25 protein-coding genes are annotated in these 23456 nt (G+C 27.8%); 2 read left to right on the top strand and 23 right to left on the bottom strand.

What is annotated here, in order from left to right:
- Positions 1–136 precede the first annotated feature (136 nt).
- Positions 137–847 carry a hypothetical protein gene (locus tag JW646_RS05825; protein WP_228416895.1) on the top strand — a complete coding sequence of 237 codons (711 nt, stop codon included), beginning with the start codon at positions 137–139 and terminating at the stop codon, positions 845–847.
- Between the two features lie 47 nt (positions 848–894).
- Here the strand turns inward: JW646_RS05825 and JW646_RS05830 are convergent, their stop codons facing one another.
- From JW646_RS05830 to JW646_RS05865, 8 genes are all read right to left on the bottom strand, one after another.
- Positions 895–2013: an ABC transporter permease gene (locus tag JW646_RS05830; protein WP_228416896.1), complete on the bottom strand. Its 1119-nt coding sequence runs from the start codon at positions 2011–2013 to the stop codon at positions 895–897.
- The gene (locus JW646_RS05835) at positions 1997–3145 is read right to left on the bottom strand and encodes an ABC transporter permease (protein ID WP_228416897.1); all 1149 of its coding nucleotides are present in this window, start codon (positions 3143–3145) and stop codon (positions 1997–1999) included. The genes JW646_RS05830 and JW646_RS05835 overlap by 17 nt, the downstream gene beginning before the upstream one ends.
- Positions 3146–3401: 256 nt before the next feature.
- Positions 3402–3908 (bottom strand): hypothetical protein, encoded by a 507-nt coding sequence (locus tag JW646_RS05840; protein WP_228416898.1) that lies wholly within the window; start codon positions 3906–3908, stop codon positions 3402–3404.
- 208 nt (positions 3909–4116) lie between these two features.
- Complete coding sequence (brnQ, locus tag JW646_RS05845; protein WP_074919242.1) at positions 4117–5418, bottom strand: branched-chain amino acid transport system II carrier protein; 1302 nt, start codon at positions 5416–5418, stop codon at positions 4117–4119.
- 295 nt (positions 5419–5713) lie between these two features.
- Positions 5714–6037 (bottom strand): hypothetical protein, encoded by a 324-nt coding sequence (locus JW646_RS05850; RefSeq protein WP_074919244.1) that lies wholly within the window; start codon positions 6035–6037, stop codon positions 5714–5716.
- A gap of 84 nt (positions 6038–6121) precedes the next feature.
- Positions 6122–6733: an endonuclease/exonuclease/phosphatase family protein gene (locus JW646_RS05855; protein WP_074919246.1), complete on the bottom strand. Its 612-nt coding sequence runs from the start codon at positions 6731–6733 to the stop codon at positions 6122–6124.
- A 134-nt stretch (positions 6734–6867) separates the two neighbouring features.
- Complete coding sequence (gene hydG, locus JW646_RS05860) at positions 6868–8298, bottom strand: [FeFe] hydrogenase H-cluster radical SAM maturase HydG (RefSeq protein WP_074919247.1); 1431 nt, start codon at positions 8296–8298, stop codon at positions 6868–6870.
- A gap of 302 nt (positions 8299–8600) precedes the next feature.
- Positions 8601–9710, bottom strand: a complete 1110-nt coding sequence (locus JW646_RS05865) for an AAA family ATPase (RefSeq protein WP_228416899.1) — start codon at positions 9708–9710, stop codon at positions 8601–8603.
- Positions 9711–9964: 254 nt separating this feature from the next.
- Here JW646_RS05865 and JW646_RS05870 point away from each other — a divergent pair, with 254 nt between their 5' ends.
- Positions 9965–10771, top strand: a complete 807-nt coding sequence (locus JW646_RS05870) for an FUSC family protein (protein ID WP_228416900.1) — start codon at positions 9965–9967, stop codon at positions 10769–10771.
- 40 nt (positions 10772–10811) lie between these two features.
- Here JW646_RS05870 and tpx read toward each other — a convergent pair whose 3' ends face one another.
- From tpx to cbiD, 15 genes are all read right to left on the bottom strand, one after another.
- Positions 10812–11303 carry a thiol peroxidase gene (tpx, locus tag JW646_RS05875; RefSeq protein ID WP_331478065.1) on the bottom strand — a complete coding sequence of 164 codons (492 nt, stop codon included), beginning with the start codon at positions 11301–11303 and terminating at the stop codon, positions 10812–10814.
- 210 nt (positions 11304–11513) lie between these two features.
- Positions 11514–12104, bottom strand: a complete 591-nt coding sequence (locus JW646_RS05880) for a precorrin-2 dehydrogenase/sirohydrochlorin ferrochelatase family protein (protein ID WP_074919255.1) — start codon at positions 12102–12104, stop codon at positions 11514–11516.
- A gap of 113 nt (positions 12105–12217) precedes the next feature.
- Entirely contained in the window at positions 12218–12862 is a 645-nt protein-coding gene (locus JW646_RS05885) for a Dph6-related ATP pyrophosphatase (protein WP_074919257.1), read from the bottom strand.
- A 36-nt stretch (positions 12863–12898) separates the two neighbouring features.
- Positions 12899–13873, bottom strand: a complete 975-nt coding sequence (gene hemB / locus JW646_RS05890) for a porphobilinogen synthase (RefSeq protein WP_074919260.1) — start codon at positions 13871–13873, stop codon at positions 12899–12901.
- Entirely contained in the window at positions 13867–15402 is a 1536-nt protein-coding gene (gene cobA / locus JW646_RS05895) for a uroporphyrinogen-III C-methyltransferase (RefSeq protein WP_228416901.1), read from the bottom strand. The genes hemB and cobA overlap by 7 nt, the downstream gene beginning before the upstream one ends.
- Positions 15403–15425: 23 nt before the next feature.
- Positions 15426–16325: a hydroxymethylbilane synthase gene (hemC, locus tag JW646_RS05900; RefSeq protein WP_228416902.1), complete on the bottom strand. Its 900-nt coding sequence runs from the start codon at positions 16323–16325 to the stop codon at positions 15426–15428.
- A gap of 43 nt (positions 16326–16368) precedes the next feature.
- Positions 16369–17076: a cobalt-factor II C(20)-methyltransferase gene (locus JW646_RS05905; protein WP_228416903.1), complete on the bottom strand. Its 708-nt coding sequence runs from the start codon at positions 17074–17076 to the stop codon at positions 16369–16371.
- 18 nt (positions 17077–17094) lie between these two features.
- On the bottom strand, positions 17095–17889 hold the full coding sequence (locus JW646_RS05910) for a sirohydrochlorin cobaltochelatase (protein ID WP_228416904.1): 795 nt from the start codon (positions 17887–17889) through the stop codon (positions 17095–17097).
- A gap of 12 nt (positions 17890–17901) precedes the next feature.
- Positions 17902–18648, bottom strand: coding sequence for a precorrin-6A reductase (cobK, locus tag JW646_RS05915; RefSeq protein ID WP_074919265.1), 747 nt, complete (start codon positions 18646–18648; stop codon positions 17902–17904).
- Complete coding sequence (gene cobJ, locus JW646_RS05920) at positions 18645–19370, bottom strand: precorrin-3B C(17)-methyltransferase (protein ID WP_148557324.1); 726 nt, start codon at positions 19368–19370, stop codon at positions 18645–18647. The genes cobK and cobJ overlap by 4 nt, the downstream gene beginning before the upstream one ends.
- Positions 19367–20416: a cobalt-precorrin 5A hydrolase gene (cbiG, locus tag JW646_RS05925; RefSeq protein WP_074919268.1), complete on the bottom strand. Its 1050-nt coding sequence runs from the start codon at positions 20414–20416 to the stop codon at positions 19367–19369. Before cbiG ends, cobJ begins: the two co-directional genes overlap by 4 nt.
- On the bottom strand, positions 20400–21152 hold the full coding sequence (locus tag JW646_RS05930; protein ID WP_148557382.1) for a cobalt-precorrin-4 methyltransferase: 753 nt from the start codon (positions 21150–21152) through the stop codon (positions 20400–20402). The genes cbiG and JW646_RS05930 overlap by 17 nt, the downstream gene beginning before the upstream one ends.
- Entirely contained in the window at positions 21145–21717 is a 573-nt protein-coding gene (locus tag JW646_RS05935) for a decarboxylating cobalt-precorrin-6B (C(15))-methyltransferase (protein WP_228416905.1), read from the bottom strand. Before JW646_RS05935 ends, JW646_RS05930 begins: the two co-directional genes overlap by 8 nt.
- Positions 21707–22315 (bottom strand): cobalt-precorrin-7 (C(5))-methyltransferase, encoded by a 609-nt coding sequence (locus JW646_RS05940; protein WP_228416906.1) that lies wholly within the window; start codon positions 22313–22315, stop codon positions 21707–21709. Before JW646_RS05940 ends, JW646_RS05935 begins: the two co-directional genes overlap by 11 nt.
- Entirely contained in the window at positions 22312–23448 is a 1137-nt protein-coding gene (gene cbiD / locus JW646_RS05945) for a cobalt-precorrin-5B (C(1))-methyltransferase CbiD (protein ID WP_228416907.1), read from the bottom strand. Before cbiD ends, JW646_RS05940 begins: the two co-directional genes overlap by 4 nt.
- Between the last annotated feature and the right edge of the window lie 8 nt (positions 23449–23456).

The raw sequence follows: 23456 nt of genomic DNA on the forward strand, positions 1-23456 counted from the left end.
CTTAATATTACCCAATTTCAAAATAACATAATCAGTGTTATAAACTGATATAGCATATTACTAATAATGTTAACATAAGGTAGTTTTACTTCATAAATTAGAAGAAGATATAAATTTAATTTAGATGGGGGTTATTATGTCTGACTCTAATAGTAAAGTTGTTATAGACAGTTTGTCTGCAAATATAGTTAACAAAAATTCAAAAGATAAAGTAGTTTTAGCAGGAATTTTTCCTTATGAAAATAGTTTTTATAGTGAAAATCTTGAATTAGTTGTAGAACCTGAGGTTGGATATCCAGTTAATATACAACTACCATATTCAGGTTATGATATGCAACTATTTTGTGGGGATTTTACAAATGACGGAAAAGATGAAATTATGGTAAGAGGTAGCTTCGGCGGTTCTGGTGGGTTTGAGATTGGAGTAATATATAAATTTGAAGATAATAAAATCAAAGAGATTTTTAATCAAGATGATATTTCAAAAAATAACCCTTGTAGTGCAAAATTCAAAAATAATTACAAGGTCCATGTAAGTTGTGGGGAAAAGAAATATTCCATTAATTTAACAACCAGACCAAAAGATTATTTAGAATTAGCTTATGATAAAGATGGAAAAGTACTTCCTGGAGTAGAAGCTTACGTTGATGCTCCTAATACACTTTTTCCAATAAAGGACGTAGATAATAGTTACTATGAATTACTTATACAACAAAGGATTGTCGGTGTAGTTAATGCAGATACTTTGGGTATTATCCAAACTGTATGTGATTTTTTAAGCAATAAATTTAACGCAGTTACTAAAGGATTGTACTTTACCTTTGACTCTGACAATAAAGAAAGTTAGTAAAAAAATATTGGACTAGAACATAGTCCAATATTTTTTTATTAACTTTAAAATTTATTTTTTTCTTTTAATTTAACAAAACTTATAACAAAAAGTATTATTGATAAAATAAGCATTGCATTTAGATATCTATTTATACTACCTAAATCATTAGTTTGTTGTAAATTTTCTAGACAAATACATATCCATCTAGTTGGCATAAGTCTTCCTATTTCTTGGAATTTTTCAGGCATTATATTAATATCCCAAAATACTCCACTTAACATACAACAAGGAATTATTATAAGTACATTTAACATTGATGATATATGTCTGCTTCTAGTAAAACTAACTAGACACAAGTTAAAACTTAGTGCAACAAGATTTAGCAGCATCATTACAACTAAGAAGTTTATACTATAATCCATTGCAAAGTTTGATTTGAAAATTATTAACACACCATAATATATTAGAGTTGCCATGGAAGACATTATATAAAAACCAACTATTATGGATAAATAATATTTCCATTTACTAATTTCATAACCAAGTGTCTTAATTCTTACTTTATTTTCTTTGTCCTCAATTAAAAAATTCGATACTTTTCCAGCTAGAATAAATATGATTAATATAATTAAACCCAATGAACTTTCTATATCTGGTCTTTTTTCATTAACATCATTTAAACTTAATATTGTGTTTTTATCATTGTAATCTTGATTTATTTCTTTAAATTTGTTTATATCTCCTTTGCTCATTTTTCCAATCATAGACAAGTCTTCACATTTCATATCTATCATATTTTGAACAACTAATTTCACGTGGTTTTCATTTATAGTTTTGACTTCTATTTCGTTATCCTTCGAGTTTATCAATTTATTTTGAAAATTATCATTTATAATCACAACCAGTTGAATTTGCTGTGTTATAAGTAAAATTTCAGAATCCTCTTCTTTTATTTTTATACTTTGAATACCTTCCAAATCATCAATAGTTTTTATTATTTCATTAGATACATAGGAATTATCATTGTCTATTACACCTACCTTAAATTTATGCTTTCCTGTAAATTCAAAACTAAAGAATATAGCTATAAATATAGGTATAATAATTGCTAGCATTATATAACTTTTATCTTTCATCAATGCTCTCATTGTATTTATTATTAATTTAATCAAAACTATCACCTGCCTTCAGTTTTGATATTAAGCTTCCTAGAATGAGCATTAATAATGATAAACCAAATGAAATAAATATGGAAAAAATATAATATTTTGTTTTTAGATCATAACTTAAGCTAAGTATAGATATATTTGCCCAATAACTAGGAGTAATCTCAGATAGAAAGCTTGTAACTCTTTCTGACTTTACCAAACAAATTGGTACATAAGAACCGCCTAAAAATCCCATAATTATAATTAATATATTATTTACCATATAACAAGTTTCTTTATTTGAGAAAATAGTAGCCATAAATATTCCAAGTGCAGAACTAAATATTATAAGAGAAAATAATACCATAAAGATATATAATAAATTTCCTCCCCAACTTACATTAAAAAATTTAGTGCTAACTATATATACTGTGATTATTTGTAAAATACCTACAACTACACCAAAAGCTAACTTTGATAGTAATATATTAATTTTATTTATTTTAAGGCCTTTAAATCTTGTTTTTGTATGTAAATATTCACCCTTATACATTGATATTGATGTAAGATTAGATATATATAAAATAATTAAGATAAGTTGTGCAAAGGTGTAGTATGTAAATGCATTTACTTGTTTTTTTTCTATCCCTTCATTTTTTAACAATATTTTAATCTCATAATCTAAAATCTCATTTATTTTTTCGGGATTTGATTTATAAATTGATTGTAAAAAAGTATATTTTTTCATATATTGCTCGTACAAATTCCTAAATACTGTACTTTCTGTACTCTCTGTTTTTTCACTTCTAAAATAATTAATATCATTGTCATAAAAGTCCATAAAACAAATTGCTTTGTTATTATTTACATCGTCTATGACTTCTTTATAATTGTTATTTTCTATAAATTTAACATTTGTATTTTTTTCAAAATGAATCATAAAATCATAGAAACGTTGTAAGTCAACTTCATTTTCTATAGGAGCATTGACTCTATAATATATAACTTTATTATTAAATATATTTTCATCTATGGTCATAAGTCCATTAAGTGATTTCCCCATTATAAAAATAAGTATTACAGGAAATATAATCATCATAATTATATTAATCTTCTGCCTAAAAAACTGCTTAACTTCTTTTTTTATAAGAGTTAATAAGATCAAATTTCCACCTCCTTGTTTCCTAATTTTTAGATTTTAACCAATAAAACTTAAAACATTTTTTTCATAAGTGTTAATGTAGTTTTTATATTCTATTAATATTTATGAATTTATAAAGTTGTCTATTACTAGCAAATTTGCAGATTCATACAGTATAGTTATATTTATGTTAGTGATATGATAATAAAAAATACACCTCGATTCTAAGAGGTGCATTTCAATTACTGATCATAATATTTATCTTAACAAGTTTTAAATATTATTTAAAATATCTCATATATATAATAAATTTATTTTCTTCTCTATCAAAATTGCCATAAATAGTTATATCTTTTCCTTCATACATATTTTCTATATATTCAATACATTTTGGAGTGATATCATATGCCGTAGCCTCTAGTTTATATGTATCATTACCTTTCAATTTTATTCTTAAAGTATTATTTTTTTCATCAAAATAAATATGCCATATTATTGCCTTTAACTTTATGTATTTTCCCTCATATTTTTTGTCTGACCAATATTCGGTTTTTTTATAAGCATCTAATAACTTATCCACGTCCATTTCTATTTTTACCTTTTTGCTTAAACTAAAAATATCACTTATAAATATGAGCACTATAAACATAGCAATACAGTAAGGTATAATATTCATAATACTACTACGAAAAAATATCATGGGCATAAGGGTTAATAAAGATGAATATATCATTTCCTTTGAGCCTGATGAAATCTTTAATTTACTACATCTAATTATTTTTTGCAAAACACTCTCACCTCTTAAATTAACTTTACTTATGTAAACAATTAAATTACCATATACTAGGCTATTTTAAAAATTATTATAATTACTTTAATAAGCCATACAATTTAATTATATGACTTATCTATTCAAAGTGGTATTATTATAAATACTAAAAAAGTCCCTTCTTATGAGAAGGGACTTTTTATTTTATTTAATTTAATTTAAAAGTCTATGCAGTAACATTTTGTGAATCAGATTTAGCATTAGAGCTATTTGATTTAATAAAGAATCCAATTACTGATGCAACTAATACTGGAACTACCCAGTTAAATCCTAATGTGTGTAATGGTAAAGTATTTATTACTGGAACCTTCACTCCAAAGTTTCCTAATATGTTTAAGAATCCCATTACTAATGCTGTATATGTTGCAAATTTAAATATATTATCATTTTTAATATATTGTCCTAATAGAGTAAATACTACTAACACGATTGTTGGTGGGTAGATTACTGTTAATATAGGAGCTGAGAATTTAATTATTGTATCAACTCCAAAGTTAGAAACTACTAAACTAAATAGACATACTGCAGTTACTATTGTTTCGTATTTTATTTTATTATTTGAAAGCTTTGAGAAATATTGTCCAGTTGCAGATGTTAAACCTATTGCTGTTGTTAAACAAGCAAGAGTTACTATTATTCCTAATATAACTTTTCCTGGGAATCCTAATAACCTTTCTGTTATAGCAACTATTAATCCAGCTTGTGATACATTTGAATCAAACATAGTTGATACTGTAGCACCAAGATAAGTAAGTCCACCGTAAACTAAAAATAATCCTGCTGCAGCTATTAATCCTGCTTTAAATGTTATATTTATTTTATCTTCTTTTTTTGTATATCCTTTATTAGCTATTGTTGTAAATATTACTGCTGATAAAGATACTGCTCCTAGGGCATCTAATGTTTGATAGCCTTGGAATATACCTTCAGAGAATACACCATCTATAGTTGCTGGTTCTATACTTCCTAAAGGATTAAACACTCCTACACCTATTAATGCTAATAATGCAATCAAAAGTGCTGGTGTTAAATATGATCCGATTATATCAACAACTTTTGATGGTCTTATTGTTAATAATAATGTCACGACGAAGAATATTATTGAGAATATTATTGAACTAAAACCACTAAATATTGGTTGAATCCCCATTTCAAATGTTGTAGCTGCTGTTCTTGGTATAGCAAGAAGTGGTCCTATACAAATCATTATTGAACATGCTAGCACTAGTGATATCTTGTGGCCTGCTCTTGAAAAGATTTTACCAACATCTCCATCGCATTTTGCTATTGCAAGTATAGCTAAAAGAGATAAACCTACGTCTGCTAATATAAATCCTGTAAAACCTGTTAACCAACTACTTCCTGATATAAGTCCTAAAAATGGTGGGAAAATTAAGTTACCTGCTCCGAAAAACATTGCGAACAATGCAAAACCTGTTATTATAATATCTTTATTCCTTTTATTCATTGTGACCTCCTAATTAAAATCCGTATTTCGTTTCATACATGTATTATATACGACATCTATTTGAATAGTCAATATAATTATAATTTTCTGTATATTCAAATTATAATACACATATTAAAGTTGAATATGTATTCAGAAAATAAAGTAATTTTCAGAAAATTTTGATTAATATTTATATTCTAAATTATTTTTATATTCTTTTTTTAATTTTTTCAACAAAAAAAGACTTGATAAAACCTGCAAGTCTTTTTTTTAACATATATTTATTATAACATAATAATTTTAACATTCATAATTATTTAATATATATAAATCCTTTAGCTGATTTTACTTCAATTTTTTTCCCTAAATATACTTCTAATGCATCAGAATATTTTTCGAAGTCTGATTTTCCAAGGCCTATAGGACACCATATTTTGTAAACGTTTTCTTCTTTATTTAAAATAGTCTCAACCACAGTTGGATATTCTTGATCTTTATTGCAAAGGCCTACTTTGTTAAAAAATATATCCAATGGTTCCTTTTTTTCTTCTTTTTTTCTAAATGCTTTGACTATAATTTCTCCAATTCCCCAAATTCCATCAAATACAATTTGAAGCAAATTCCCATCACTACTCATTAAGTATCCTCCTCTTTATAAAGTAATATGAAATATCCTTGATAATATTTTTTATATTTCTAAATATTCATAATTTACTTTCTTTTAAATTTTCACAATAATTGGAAAGTGATCTGAATATAATACTTGGTCAATTTCATATGATTTTATATCAATTATTGAGCTTACAAACACATAATCTATCCTTGAAGTTTTAAAAGTTGGATAGAAATCCTTACACAAACATTTAGCTACATCTTTATAAGAACTTAAATTAATGTTTTTTTCATTAAAATCACCACAAATCACAATATTTTTATTTTGGTTTTTAGCAAAATCCAAAATTTCACTTATTTGTATCTTTCTTTCTTCCATATCCAATCCTAAATGTGTATTTATAATAATTTTATCATCTATATCTATACTCAATAGGCCTCTCTGTTCTGTTTTACTACTTAGTAATAAGTGTGAACTGCAATTTATTTTATTTTTACTTAATATACATATGCCAAATTTCATTTTTCTATTATTTACATGTAATCCAAATACTCCATTCATCTTTAACAATATTTTCATAAGTTTAAATTGATAATATAAAACTTCCTGGAGACAAATAACATCGCAATCTAAAGATTTTAAATAACCTATAAGTTGAAACAAGGTCATTCTTCTAAACTCATCTGTTCCTATATGTATGTTATAACAAACTAACTTCAAATTATTTCACCTCCTATCATAGGTTTATTACAAAATAATATTCATAATATTAAATAATTATCCTTTTAAATTTTCACATAATAAAAAGAAGACAATTTAATTGTCTTCTTTAATATATACACTTTATTTATAAATTAAAATCTAAAATCTCTTTGACCATTTGTAATTTTTATCAATCTCTCTTCTACTATTTCTCTAACTTTATCTTTAGGTATTTTTTTAACTTCTTTTTCTATTAAATTTTCACCAGATTCTTTTGTTGATTCAGATGCATAGTCTTCTAAGTATTCTTTTAAAGTCATGATAGCATTTGGTTGACAACAATTGGCTATTTGACCGTTTTTACATAGTGCCATAAATCTATCTCCAGTTCTTCCTTCTCTATAACAAGCAGTACAAAAACTTGGTATATAGTTCATATCTAGTAGCCAGTTTACCACTTCATCTAAAGTTCTATCATCATCCACGTCAAATTGAGCACTTGTAACTTCTTCTTTTACGCCCTCTGCTCTATCTGCATATCCACCTACACTTGTTGATGATGCACCACTTATTTGTGACACACCTAAATGTAATACTTTTTCTCTAGTTTTTTGAGATTCTCTTGTTGATACTATCATTCCTGTATATGGTACTGCTAAACGAATTATTGCCACTATTTTTTGGAATATTTCATCTGACAAGGCTTCTGGGAATTCAGATACATCTATGTCATCAGCTGGGCGAAGTCTTGGTACACTTATTGTATGTGGCCCAACTCCAAATGCTGCTTCTAAATGTTCAGCATGCATTAATATTCCTACTAATTCATATTTATAAGTACTAAGACCATATAGTACACCTAATCCTACATCATCTATTCCAGCTTCCATAGCTCTATCATGAGCTTCTGTATGATAATTATAGTCGTGTTTTGGTCCTGTTGGATGAAGTTTTTCATAAGATTCTTTATTATATGTTTCTTGGAATAGTATATATGTACCTATACCTGCATCTTTCAATTTTTTATAGTTTTCTATAGTTGTAGCAGCTATATTCACATTTACTCTACGAATTGCTCCATTTTTATGTTTTATACTATAAATAGTATCTATAGATTCTAATATGTATTCTATTGGATTATTTTTTGGATCTTCCCCTGCTTCTAAAGCAAGTCTTTTGTGGCCTAAATCCTGAAGTGCTATTACCTCTCTCTTTATTTCTTCTTGAGTTAATTTTTTTCTAGCTATTTTCTTGTTCTTTAAATGATAAGGGCAGTATACACATCCATTTACACAATAATTTGATAAGTACAATGGTGCAAACATGACAATACGATTTCCATAAAATCTTTTTTTAATATCTTCTGCCATTTTAAACATTCTTTCAATTAATTCTTCATCTTCACATTCAAGTAAAACTGCCGCTTCTCTGTGAGTTAATCCTTTTGCTCTATTAGCTTTATCTAATATTCCTTCAATTAATTCCTTATTTCCTTTATTAGATTTTGCATACTCTAAGCTATCTAAAATCTCATCATGATTAATAAATTCTTCTGCCTTTCTTGATTTTGGATCATAAGCCATACTATTTCTCCTCCTAAAAATGTTTTTGCTGACAAATTAGAAGACATATATTATTAAGTATAAAAAAACCTTCGCCCACTGCGAAGGTCATCATAAACTTAATATATAACTGTCTTTTTACTTAAGATTTGTCTTAGTAATCAGACTAATTTCATATTATGATTACCTTCCCCCTCAGATGATACTTTAGGGTCAGCCTAATTAAATAATAGCACTTTTTACATATTTTAGGTGGTTTTTATTAGATTTTTAATTAAATTAATAAAACACTCCTCATAACTTTATGGGAGTGCTTTATTTATCTATTTGCATACATAATTTCTTTTTGATATTTCGTAGTTTGAATACATTGAATCTTTTGTTACATATGCCTTTATATTTAAAAAGTCTGGAAGTAATATCTTTCCATTTTGATCTGTGGCTTCTATTTCTAATATTCCATATTTTTTGTCATTGTTAAATACGTCTAATTTGAAATATTGATTTTCATATACAAAACAGTGACGAGTCTTTATTATTGTAAATAATTGATTATCTATTTCAGATAAATATGTTAAGTATAGTTTATCACTTATTTTCTTTTCTTTTCTAAAGGTTCTATAATTGTTAACTCTTTCTTTTTCAGTATAGTAATATGAGTAGTTTTCTCCATTTCCTATTTGTCTAATCCTTCTTTCCACATTTGGGTTAGAAGATTTTAAGTAATGTTGTACTATATCCATTTTTTCTGAAGTATTTATTATATTATCTATATCAATATTTTCAACATCTACTAAGTATTTACGTATAGTTCCCGTTGGCATATGTTCATCTAAATCATTGTAGATTTCTTTTAATACTCTTTCTACTTTTCCTTCAAAATCTGTAGAGTTATCAAATATTCTTAAACGAGGATGACCTACCCATGCATTTAATGTTAATTCATCTATCTGTCTTGCATCTTCTAAAGATTCACTTCTGGCTGCATTATTTGCTAATGTGTAATGTTCTTCTGCTCCATTAGCAGTTGTTACTAAATGTAATACTAAATCATATCTATCTATTAATTCATTTTCAGTTATTCCAAATTTGTCTAATATTACTTCAAATTCTTCCTTTGATACATAAGCTTTATTGTCTAATAGCCCTCTATCATAAAGTATTATTATCTTTTCAGAATCCATTTCCTTAGCTGCTTTTTCGTAAACTTCTTCTTTCTTAAATTGAAGGTTTAAAAGGTAGTCCTGAAATATAAACATGTTCTCTTTACCGCCCAGTGGTGAAACTCCACCTCTAATTAATTCCGTTGCCGTTTCTGAAACTATTAAAACTTTGTACCCTTTTTCTTTAAAAGTATTTTCTATTAAGTTAAGCATTGTACTTTTACCAGAGCAGGGACCTCCAGTTATTACAATTTTTTTTATAGCTTTCATTTTGTTTCCTCCAATATTATCAAATACCTTGTTATATTTATATATAAAACATTTGCTGTTTTTGTAATCTAAAAAAATAACACTTTTCTATTATATTGCATTTTTGTAAAAAGTGAATAGTTTTTTTGTTTCCAATTCTATTATTATACCAATATAATTTTACTACATATATTATTCTTTATAATTTCATATAAATTATTATAAAAATACAAATAATACTATTAATTCTTTAATACATTAAGAAAGGATTTTCTATGAAAAAAATTGGAATGAGAAACATAAAAACTGGTATTGCCGTTTTCTTTGCCACTCTAGCTGGCTATTTAGGCATAGTTGAAACACCAGTTTATACAGTATCTGTTTGTATATTTTCTATAAAAAATACTATTAAAGGTTCAATTAAAGATTCCTGGTCTAGAATTTTAGGCACTTTACTTGGTGGCTTAATTGGTTTTTTGTGTGCACTTTTTTTCAAAGGTAATATTATTTCATCTACTTTGGGAGTAATTTTAATTATATACATTTGTAATATATTAAAAATTTCTGACTCATCTGCCATTGCATCTGTAACCTTTATTTCTATATGCTTAGGAATTGGTAATAACCACCCACTAAATTATTCTATTATGAGAACTATTGATACTTTAGTAGGAGTAATTATAGCTTTAATTGTTAATTATACTGTAAGCCGCAAAAGATATATAAAGTACTTATGGTCATCTTTCAACACTGTTTATAATGACTGCTTAAAGATTATTAATTCTATGGTAAAAAATAATGACTTTTCTTCATTATATATAAAACTTAATAATAAACACTTTGAATTAGAAGAATATTATAATCAGTTAATAGATGAAATTCCTTATTCTAAAGAAACTCATGATATAAATACTTTATACTATAAATTTGACATTGAAGAGCAATTAATACATCATGTTCATGGTTTATATCTAATAGGAAAAAAAGTTTCTTCCATTGACACTAGTTTAAATAAACCTATATATAAATATCATAAAGAAAGCATTTTGTCACTTTTAGATAAGTCCCATGAACAAAAATAAAATCCAGAAAAATTATTATTTTTTCTGGATTTTTCTTCTATTATTTTATTGATTCCAAAGCTTTTTCATAATTTGGCTCATTTGTTATTTCTTCTAAATATTCTACATATACAACTTTATTATTTTCATCTACAACAAATACTGCTCTAGATAAAAGTCCAAGCTCATTTATGTAAACTCCATAATTATTTCCAAATTCTCTATCTTTATAATCTGAAACTGTTTTTACTCTGTCTATTCCAGCACCACCACACCATCTTCCTTGCGCAAATGGCAAGTCCATAGATACTGTATAAATTGTTACATTTTCATCTAATTTAGTTGCTTCTTGGTTAAATTTTCTAACCTCCATATCACAAACTGGAGTATCTAAAGATGGCACTGTTAAAAATACTCTTTTCCCTTTTGTATCACTAAGATTTAATGGGTTTAAATCATTATCTACAACAGTAAAATCAGGAGCCATATCTCCTACCTTTACTTGAGTTCCTTTTAATGTTAATGGGTTTCCTTGAAATGTTACTTTCATCATAATACCTCCTACAAAAATTATTACTATAATTAGTTTTAAGTTTCACTATATTATTTATACCCACTTTTATTTTTATTAAATTAATATTTACAATTTTTTAAAAGAAATTAATAATTTAAATTAAAGAACTCTTTAGATACTTAATATATTTTTAGCTAAATTTAATTTTCTAATAACATTTGAATCTTAAAATTGCATTTTGTGCTTAGACTATAAATTAGATATTTTTATTTTTTGTTTAAGTTCATCAATACTTAAATCCAAAAGTTCTTTCAATTGTTTTCTTCTTTCTTCAACATTCTCTATATTATTTATTATAATCTGCCTATTTTCACCCAGTAAATTTACATACTCTTCATAACTTTCATCGTAAACTTCTTCTAATTCTTTTCTTATCTTTGCTGATAAAGAAGGACTTTTTCCACCAGTAGATACACTTAGTAATAAGTCTCCTCTTTTAACAAAAGAAGGCACTGTAAAATTAGATAAATCTATGTCATCAACTACATTTACTAATTTTGCATATTCTCTACAATAAGTTCCTATTTTATGGTTTACATCCTTGTTATTAGTAGCAGCAACTACAACAAAAGCATCCTTTATATATTTTTCATTATAACTATCTTTTATAATTTCAATTTCACCTTTTATATCTTCAAATTCTTTTATAAATTCTTCACTTACTACTATTACTTTTTTGTTAAAAGCAAGAAAGTTTATGCATTTTCTATATGCTACCTTTCCACCACCTATAACAACAATTTTCATATCATTTTTTTTTAAATTAATTGGATAATACATAACATCCCCCGTATTTATAATTATGTTATTCTAATTATATTTTAATATAATTTCTAATAACTAAAAATACCTTAAAGAAGTTTTGTGAACTAACTTTAAGGTATTTATAATCTCTACTTAATTAAAAACCTATAACTACTTTCTGGTTTAAAATCATCTTGCTTAACTTCTATTCTGTAATTAAATATTGGTCCATCAACTACAAATGTATGATATTCGCCATTTTCTCCACAAGGGTCAGAACCAGTAGCTTTAATCTTTTCCACCAATTCTTTTGTTAGTGTTTTGCCCAAGAAATCTTCACTCATATAGTCTAAGTTTACTTTCTTAATTATGGCTTTGAATCCATTATCTATAGCTTCATAAACAAGTTTTTCTCTATTTTCTTGCCATAAAGGAAATTCATAGTTTAAACCTGTATTTATTGCTCTATCTACGCCCCACTGTTTATGTAATTCAATATCAATATCTCCATATACTACTGATGTTGCACCCATTTCCTTTGCTACCTTAAGTTTTTCTTCAAACTTAATTTCGTACTCTGAAACATCACACTCTGCATAAATAACAGGTATTTCTAAGCTTTTGCTAACTTGTTCTAGTAAATCGTAGCTTAAACCATGAGTCCAAGTTTCACTAGCAGATTTTTTCACAGTAGTTAAAAGTGCCACTGGAATACATCCTTCTTGGATTTTTCTATATAAAGCTAACATACAATCTTTTCCACCACTATATGATAAAACAAATTTATTGTTCATACTCTTTCCTCCAATATGTTTTATCACTTATATTAACTAATTATTTTTTAACATTTTAGCTATGTCTTTAGCAAAATAAGTGATTATTATTGTAGCTCCTGCTCTTTTTATAGACATAACTGCTTCATAAATAGCACTTTCATTTAGTAATCCTTCTTTAACAGCTAATTTTAGCATTGAATATTCACCACTTACGTTATAAGCTGCTATTGGTAAATCAAAGTTATCTTTGAATCTTTGTATTACATCTAAATATGATAGAGCTGGTTTAACCATTATTATGTCAGCACCTTCTTCAACATCTAATTGCCCTTCTAATACTGCTTCATTTGTATTTGCTGGATCCATTTGATAAGTTTTTCTATCTCCAAATTGAGGTGCTGAGTTTGCAGCTTCTCTAAATGGTCCGTAAAATGATGAAGCATATTTAGCGCTGTAAGCCATTATAGCCACATTTTCAAATCCATTATTATCTAAAACTTCTCTTATTGAACCTATTCTTCCATCCATCATATCTGATGGTGCAACCATATCTGCGCCAGCCTGTGCGTAACTTAAAGATATTTTAGCAAGGTAATCTAAAGTTTTATCATTGTGAACATATCCAGTATCAGTTAATATTCCACAATGTCCATGACTTGTATATTCACACATACATACATCACATATTACATCCATTTCTGGGTTTATTTCTTTTATTTTTCTTACTGCTCTTTGAACTCCACCTTCTGGATTAAAGGCTTCACTTGCTTGGCAGTCTTTTTTGTGATCATCTGGAACACCAAATAATAATATGTGCTCTATTCCAAGTTCTGTTAATTCTTTTATTTCATCGTCTAACATATCAACTGAAAAATGATAAACACCTTCCATTGATGATATTTCTCTTTTGATATTTTCTCCATCTACTATAAATAATGGATAAATTAAATCTTCCACTTGTAGTTTTGTTTCTCTCACTAAGTTTCTTATTGCTTTACTACTTCTTAATCTTCTTGGTCTTCTTAACATGTTAATTCCCCCATTTGCACTTTTTCATTATTTGATATTACATCTATCATACTGTCAATTGTCGCTACTTCAGCTTCTTTATAAACTTCTAATCCAAAGTCCTCTATAGTCTTGCTAGTTATTGGACCTATGGATATTATATTTTTATTTTGTAGTTTTTTAAGATTTTCTTCTCCTATTAAAGTTATAAAGTTTTTAACCGTTGAAGAACTGGCAAAAGTAATATAATCAACTTCTTCATCTTCTATTGCTTCTATAGCCAAATCTTTTTTATCATTATCTATAACGGACTCATAAGTTATAACTTCTTTAATATAGCATTTCTCACTTAGTTTATTAATTAAGAAATCTCTAGCATTTTTTGCTCTTGGAATTAAAACTTTATCATTTTCTTTAATAATATCTTTTAATTCTTCATAAAGCCCTTCAGCCACATATTTTTGCGGAACTATATCAGCGATTATACCTCTTGATTTAATAGCTTTTGCAGTTTCTGATCCAACAGCACAAATTTTGCTATTGTGAAGAACTCTTGAATCATATCCCATTTCATTTAACTTATCAAAGAATATATCAACTGCGTTTTTGCTACTAAATAGTATATAGGTATAGTCTTTTATTTTATCTATCTCTACTTCTAATTCTTTATTATCTTCAACCTTTTGAATTTTTATAGTTGGAATTTCTATTGGATTTCCACCCATATCACTTATTTTTTTAGCTAGTTCACTACTTTGTGTTCTACATCTAGTAACCACAATATTTTTACCGAAAAGTGGTTTTTCTTCAAAAAAGTTTAACTTTTCTCTAAGACTTACAACACTTCCAACTACAATTAAAGTAGGTGGTTTAATATTTTCATTTATTGCTACTTCATGAGCATTCTCTAAAGTAGCTGTTACAACTCTTTGATTAGATCTCGTTGCCCAACTAACAAAGGCCACTGGAGTATTTTTATCTTTACCTTCTTCAATTAAATTTTCACTTATATTTTTTAAGTTTGAAATTCCCATTAAAAACACTAAGGTACCTTTTACATTTGCTAGAGCATTCCAATTTATTTCCTTTGTTTCTTTCCCATCTTTTCTAGGATGCCCTGTTATAATATGGAAAGATGAAGCGTGATCTCTGTGAGTTATAGGAATACCTGCATAACATAGACCTCCTATTGGAGAAGTTATTCCAGGTACTACTTCAAAATCAATATTTTCATCACGAAGAAGTTCTGCCTCTTCACCTCCTCTACCAAATACATAAGGATCTCCACCCTTTAGTCTAACAACTACTTTTCCTTCCAGCGCTTTATCCGCAATCAATCTATTTATGTCATCTTGTGGTAGTATATGATTACTAGATGCTTTTCCTACATTTATAAATGTACAATCTTTCTTTGCTTCTTCTAAGTATTTAACGTTTGCTAACCTATCATAAACTATTACATCTGCTTTTTTTATACATTCTAATCCTTTCACAGTTATAAGTTTATAATCTCCAGGTCCTGCCCCCACTAAGTAAACTTTTCCCTTCATAGTTTTCATACTCCTTAAATTCACTATAACTTGTTGTATTCTTTAAGTACTTCTTCTGCCAAATCAAATCCTATTTTTGCAGAATCTTTAATACTTCCTTCTTTTGATTTTACAACTAGTTTTCTACCCTCTTCATCTCCATAAAGACCTGTTAATATTAATTTATCATCATTAATTTCACAATAGGCTCCCATAGGAACATGGCAACTACCGTTAACACCTTCTAAGAATCCTCTCTCTGCTGCTACTTGTATTTCTGCTGTTTCATCTTTTATATGAGAAATTATTTCTTCCATATGTAAATCATTTTCTCTTATTTCCAGAGCAAGTGCTCCCTGAGCTGGGGCTGGTATCATTATGTTAGTAGGTAAATAGTAACTAATGCGATCTTTTAAGCCTGCCCTTAATAGTCCTGCCGCTGCTAATACAATGCCATGAAGATTTTCATCTTCTATTTTTCTAATTCTAGTATCTATATTTCCTCTTATAGGTACTATTTCTAAATCAGGTCTATATTTAAGAAGTTGATATATTCTTCTTTTACTTCCTGTACCAATTTTTGCTCCATGAGGTAAATCTTCAAGTGTCTTGTAATCTTCATTTAAAACAAGAATGTCTCTAGGGTCTTCTCTTTTTGGTACATTTGCAAATTTTAATCCTTGTGGAAGAGTTGATGGCATATCTTTCATACTATGTACCGCCAAATCTATTTCTCTATCTAAAAGTTGTTGCTCAATCTCTTTTGTAAATAGACCCTTATCTCCTATTTTATGCAAAGGTAAGTGAGTTACTAAGTCTCCCTTTGTTTTTATTATTTTGATTTCAAATTCAATGTCTGGATTAGCTTTTTTTAATTCTTCAACTACCCAGTTAGTTTGAATTAGGGCTAATTTACTGCCTCGTGTTCCAACTACTATCTTCATATTAATTCTCCTTATTTCATAGGAATTCTGTTTCAATAAGATGCTATCTTTTATTTCTATTTTTATTTACTAATATAGTTGAGAAATATGATATTTTCTCATCAATATGTTCATCTCTTAAATTAGTAAATACTTCTTCTTTATCTTGAGACGAATTGCTAACTAGAATAGCATGATCAATTAAATCATGTTTTTTCAATTTGTCTATAACCATATTTATTTTTTTATAAACTTTCATTAATACTAAACAATCATATTTTTCAAGAGCTTCATCTATTTTATCTTCTTCCATTGTACATGGTATTACTATTAATGGATCTGTGTCCATTACTAGAGGGAAGTTTTGGTTTGATGCTATATTCGAAAACGATGAAATACCTGGTATAGTTTCTACTTCTATATATTCCATTAATCTTTCCATTACATATACATAAGTACTGTATATCATTGGGTCTCCCAATGTTACAAAACCAACATTTTTGCCTTTTTTAACATCTTCAACTATTTCACCAGATACGGAGTTCCATACTTGTATTTTTTCTGTTCCATTGAAATTCATAGGAAAATGTCTAGATTTTATTTCTAAGCTTTCTGGTAGATACTCATCGACTATTGATAATGCTAAACTTTCTCCACCCTTTTTAGATTCTGGCGTATATAATATATCTAACTTTTTAAGTGTATTAACTGCCTTTACTGTTACTAATGAACTATCTCCTGGTCCAGTTCCAATTCCATAAAACTTTGCCATACTAATTCCCCCTAATTATTAAATGCTTACTTCCTCTATTTCGTTCATACAATCTAGTGCATGATTAGCAAATTTCTCTTGTATATATGGATTTTCTCCAAGTCCTTTTAAATGAACTTTTACATTAAATCCTTCATTTTCTAAAATAGTTTTCCATGAATCTTCCTCACCACTAGCCATGTCATTTATAGCATGATCACCTGCTACAAGCATAAACGGCATTAAGTCTACTGTCTTTACATTTCTTTCTTTTAACAACTTAATTACTTGGTCAATTTCTGGATATCCTTCAACAGTTCCAACATAAGCATTTATTCCATAATCTCTAAACATATACTCTATAGCTGGGTAAGAAGCATGACTTTCATGTTCTGTACCATGTCCCATAAATACTATAGCTTCATCAATATCCATTTTTTCAATATCTTGTTTTACTGCTAATACAGTTTCTTTATAATCATTTATATAAGTTAATAGAGGTCTACCTAAAGAAAGTCTTTCAAATTTATCTTTAAATCCATCCACCATTTCTTTAAGTTTGTTGTATTCTTCTCCACATATAATATGAAGAGATTGCACTATAACTTCCTCATAACCTTCATTATAAAGTTTTTCTAAAGCTTCTACTGGATTATCAATTATTAAGTTATCTCTTTTTTTTAATTTTTTTATAATCATACTCGAAGTAAATGCTCTATAAAAATCGTAACCTTCAAAATTCTCTTTTATTTTATTTTCACAAGGTTCTATAGTTTTTTTTCTAGTTTCATGATAGCTAGTCCCAAAACTTACTACCAATATAGCTTTTTTCATAACGTCTCTCCCTTATATTAAATCAATTAAATACTTAATTTGTCCAACAGTGTTTGGATAATTCATTTCTTTTCTTTTTATAATAATCACAGGAATATTTAAATTTTCGCAAGCTTTAATTTTTTCTAAAAATCCTCCTGCTACTCCACTTTCTTTTGTAATTACTAAATCAATATTATATTGTTTGTATGTTGACTCATTCATTTCAACAGAGAAAGGTCCCTTCATAGCTATAATATTGTCTGCATTAAATCCTAATTCTTCACAACTTATTAATACATCACTTGTTGGAAGCACCCTAGGAATTAAGTTTTTATTTTTTATTTTTGCTTTATACAGATATAAATTTTTACTTCCTGTGCCAATAAAAATGTTATGACCTATCTTATTGGCTATTTCACAGGCTTCTTCTATGTCATTAACTATGTACTTATTTTTGTAATCTACCTCTTTTATTAAGGATTCTCTTTCAAATCTAATATATTTTATATTTGTAATTTGTGAAGCTTTAATAGCATTTCTAGATACTTCCACCGCATAAGGATGAGTAGCATCTATTATTTTTGTAATACAATTTTCATTTATAAAACTAACCATATCTTCTATAGTTAACTTTTTTAATATAATTTTATTTGAACATTTCTTTGCTAAATCTTCTCCATAAGAAGTTGTTACTGAAACTATATAATCCATATTTTTTTCATTTAACTTATGACATATTTCTATACTGTCTGAAGTTCCGCCTAAAACTAAAATCATACTTCGTATCCTCTTGGAGTTATAATTAAATCATCATGAATGTAAGTTGCTTTGTTACCTATAATCACCATAGTAGTCATATCAACTCTTTCGAAATCCATAGTATCAAATGTGCATATAAATTTTTCTTCCTTTTCTCTTCCCACATCTTTTACTATTCCTACTGCCGTTGAGCCAGCCTTAAATTCTCCCATGATTTCAAAGGCCTTAGCTAAGTGTTCACTTCTTCCCTTACTTCTTGGGTTGTATAAGCAAATAACAAAATCAGCTTCTGCTGCTAGCTTTAATCTTTTTTCTATAACTTCCCATGGAGTCATCAAATCACTTAAGCTTATATGACAAAAGTCATGCATTATAGGCGCTCCAAGTACTGCTGCTGCTCCTATACTTGCTGTGACACCTGGTACAATTTTTACTTTTATATCAACATTTTCTTTTGTTACTAGCTCTAGTATAAGTCCTGCCATCCCATATATACCAGCATCTCCACTACTTATAACAGCTACTTTTTTCCCTGTTTTTGCAATTTCTAAAGCTTGCTTACATCTTTCTATTTCTTTTCTCATTCCATTTTGCACAACTTCTTTATCTACAATAAATTCTTTTACTAAATCAATATAAGTTTTATATCCTACTATAACTTCAGCATCATCTATTGCATTTATTGCTTCCATAGTCATCAAGTTTTTGCATCCTGGTCCAATACCTACGACATATATCATATATTAACTCTCCCTACTGAAAATGTAATTCCATTGTATTTATGTTTTTTTATTATTAAATTTCCATTGCTTAATAGATGAGCCACTGGTTCTGCCACAGAGTGAACACCCACATTTTGTTTTACCCACTCTGACTTTTCATATAAATGCTCTACTTTTGATATTTCATCAGCTGTAAATGTTCTAAAAGTAACATTTAAATATTTACTTAAATTTACCAGAGCTCCTTCATTCTTTTTAATATCTATACTTCCTATCTCTTTAATTGCATTTATATCAATATTTTGCTTATGTAAAAAATCAGATAATGAATTTATCATATATTCTTTATCAATGTTTTTTCTGCATCCAATACCTATTACAATATTTTTAGGTACAACTTTAAGAATGTTATTGTTTATTAAGTTTAAATTTTTCTTATTGCTTATTACTATCACTTCATTTAATTTATTTATTTCATCATGCTTACATATATTAAATCCACGAGTATCTATGTTGTAATCTCCATCTATAAAAAGATTCACTACTTCACCATTAACTAGCATAGAATTTATTTTTAATACTTTATTTCTAAAGTCATAAATATGAGCATTTAGTTGTTTTGCAATCATATCTAGTGATGATTTGTCGTTAACATCTGTAGCCGTAGTTATTACTGGATTTGAGTTTAATAAATCACTTATATATAAAGTCATTTCATTGGCTCCACCCATGTGTCCACTAAGCAAACTTATAATGTTTTTTCCCTTTTCATCAGTGACTAAAATAGCAGGATCTATAAATTTATTTTCTATAAGTGGAGCTATAGTTCTTACTACAATTCCGCATGCCATTATAAATATAATGTAATCATATTCACCAAGGATTTTTGGAACAAATTCCTTCAATTTTTCATTTACATAAATAACATTGTCTACTTCTTTAACAGCATCCTTTTTTACATAGTATAAATGAGCAATAGGTATATTTCTTTTTATTTTTAATCCAAGTTCTTTCCCATTTTTAGTAATGGACAATATGGCAATTTTCTTATCCTCTGTATTCATGAACGAAGTCCTTATCATATAATTTTGAGTTATTATATTCTTTTCCTAAAAATTCTCCCACCATTATTAATGCTGTTTTTCTTATGTCAGCTTCTTTTACTTTTGTTGCTATGTCTTGTAGAGTTCCTTTTACTACTTTTTCATCTGGCCAAGTTGCCTTATATACAACAGCTATTGGTGTTGTTTTATCATATCCACCATCAATTAGTTTTTCCACAACTTTTTCTATTTCTTGAACTGAAAGGAAAATTACCATAGATGTTTGGTGAGCTGCAAAAGATTCTATGGATTCCTTTGATGGCACTGGAGTTCTTCCTTCCATTCTTGTTATTACTACTGACTGAGATATTTCTGGAACTGTATATTCCACACCCAAAGCTGATGATGCTCCAAGGAAAGAACTCACCCCTGGTGTACAATCATAATCTATGTTCAATTTTGCTAAATCTTCAACTTGTTCTCTTATAGAACCATATATTGAAAAGTCTCCTGTTTGAAGCCTAACAACTGATTTTTCTTCTTTAATTCCTTTTTCCATAACTTCTATTATTTCTTGTAAGTTCATATATGCGCTGTCATGAATTTCGCATCCTTCTTTACAATAATCTAAAAGCGCTGGGTTAACTAACGACCCGGCATATATTACCACATCTGCATTGGATAATAATTTATATCCTTTTAGTGTTATTAACTCTTTGTCTCCTGGTCCTGCTCCAACAAAATGTACTTTATTCATGTTCATCTTCTTCCCCTTTTTCGCATGATATTATGTAAATAGGATTGTGAGGTTTAAAATAATCCCTTGCTCCTAATTTATCTAACTTACTTATATTTAGTAATGATACATCCACATTTTGAAAATCATATTTTTTTAGCAAATTCATTGTGTCATAAAAATTATCAATTAATATAAAGTTAGCTACTAACCTTCCCCCTGGTATTAACAAATTTTTTGACCATTTTATTATTTCTTCCAAGTTATCACCTGTTCCACCTAGAAAAATTCCATCTGCTTTTTCTTTTATTTCAACAGGTGCATAGGCTTGTATAACTTTTATATTTGATATATTAAATTTTTCTATATTTTTGTTTATTAAATCTATAGCTTCATCATTTCTTTCAATAGCTATAACATTTAAATTATCATAAGTTTTGGCGGCTTCAATAGAAACACTTCCTGTACCTGCTCCAACATCTATAAAAGTTTTAGCTTTTTTTAAGTTCAATTTATTTAATGAGATGGCTCTAACTTCTTCCTTTGTTATAGGAACTTTTCCCCTAATAAATTCATCATTTTTCATCTAGTATCACCACCACATTCATTTCAAATTTTTCAACTGCTAATATTTCTTCAGCTTTTCCTATAGTTATTCTTTCATTGTCATAAGATAAATTTTCTCCTACAACAACTACTTTATTTAAGTTTCTTTTTAGTATTTGTTTACAAATTTCATGGGGACCTATTTTATTATCAGTTACCATACATACTTTTTTATGAGATAGTATGTAATCAAAATCAGGTGTTTTACCATGACTACTAGTAATATAAACATCATTCATATCTACAAATATTTTTGAAAAAATATATTGTAGCGAACTTATTCCAGATACGACATTTAAACTTTTATGATCAATATTGTTTGATAAATACTTTCCTATTCCATAAATAGATGGGTCTCCTGATGCTATAACGCTTATATTTTTATGGTGATTTTTTTTAATATACTCTAAAACTTCTTCAAGATTAGTAGATAATACTATCTTCTCTCCCTTAAAATCTTTTATAGATTCTAAATTTCTTTTTCCACCTATTAGAACATCTGAAGAATAAATTAATTTTTCTCCCAGTTTAGTTATATAATCAAACTCTCCCGGTCCCAGACCTATTATATTTATCATCTAAAATCCTCCATTAATAAATCTGCATCTTTTGATTTTCCAAGCAGTGATTTATCCATTCTAAACATATAAACTTCCACTTGTATATCTTCATTTAAATATTCCTCTGCTCTTTCTTTACATTTGTTACAAAGTATGTTGTATATTTGTGTGTAATTGCTTTTGTCTATTATTTCAACTGCACCTTCTGCTGTTACACATTCATTTATTTCTTTGAGAAAACCTGAATCAGCTCCTATCAATGCTAAATTTGCAATCATTATCTCATTTCTAGCATCACAAACTTTACTATGAGTATTAAAAATCCCTGCAGATATTTTTATAAACTTTCCAATATGACCTGCCATAAGTATTTTCTTAAATCCTAGTCTTTTTGCTTCGTTTAACATATATCCTACAAAGTTGCTCATCCTAACACAATTACTCATATCAATTTTTAGATAATCTCTTATAAATTCCTCTCCATGGTTTCCTGGAACTAAAATGATTTTATCCATTCCTTGAGCTTTTTTCATTTCAAGTTCTATGGATAAAGATTTTTTCCAACCTTCTTCGCTCATTGGCTCAACAATTCCAGTAGTTCCAAGTATAGATATTCCACCGAGTATTCCAAGTTTTGAATTAAAAGTTTTCTTTGCTACTTCCTCACCTTTAGGAGCAAAAATAGTTATTTTTAATGATTTGTTTTTTAATAAATCATTATTTTGTTCTAAAACTTTTCTTACTTCATTCTTAATCATTTTCATTGGTACTGGATTTATTGCATGCTTTCCAACCTCAACACTTAACCCTTTCTTAGTTACTATTCCTATTCCTACGCCACCAGTTACAATAACATCTTCAGCCTCTTTATTTACTAATTCAGCTTTTGCAAATATATCCATAGCATGAGTTGCATCTATATCGTCGCCACCGTCTTTTTCTATAGAACATATGGAATAATTATTTCTAATCCCAACATTTTTAACTTTTAATGTTAGTGGTATCCCCTTTGGCGTGTCTATATTTATACTTCCTATACTTTTCTTAGTAAAAAGCATATGTACAGATGCCTTTGATGCTGCTGTTGCACAAGAACCTGTAGTATATCCTCTTCTATATTTTTTCCCCTCAATATATACATACTCTTCCATAAACATTA

It is taken from the genome of Terrisporobacter hibernicus (assembly GCF_020809405.1).
GTDB classification, from domain to species: Bacteria; Bacillota; Clostridia; order Peptostreptococcales; family Peptostreptococcaceae; genus Terrisporobacter; species Terrisporobacter petrolearius.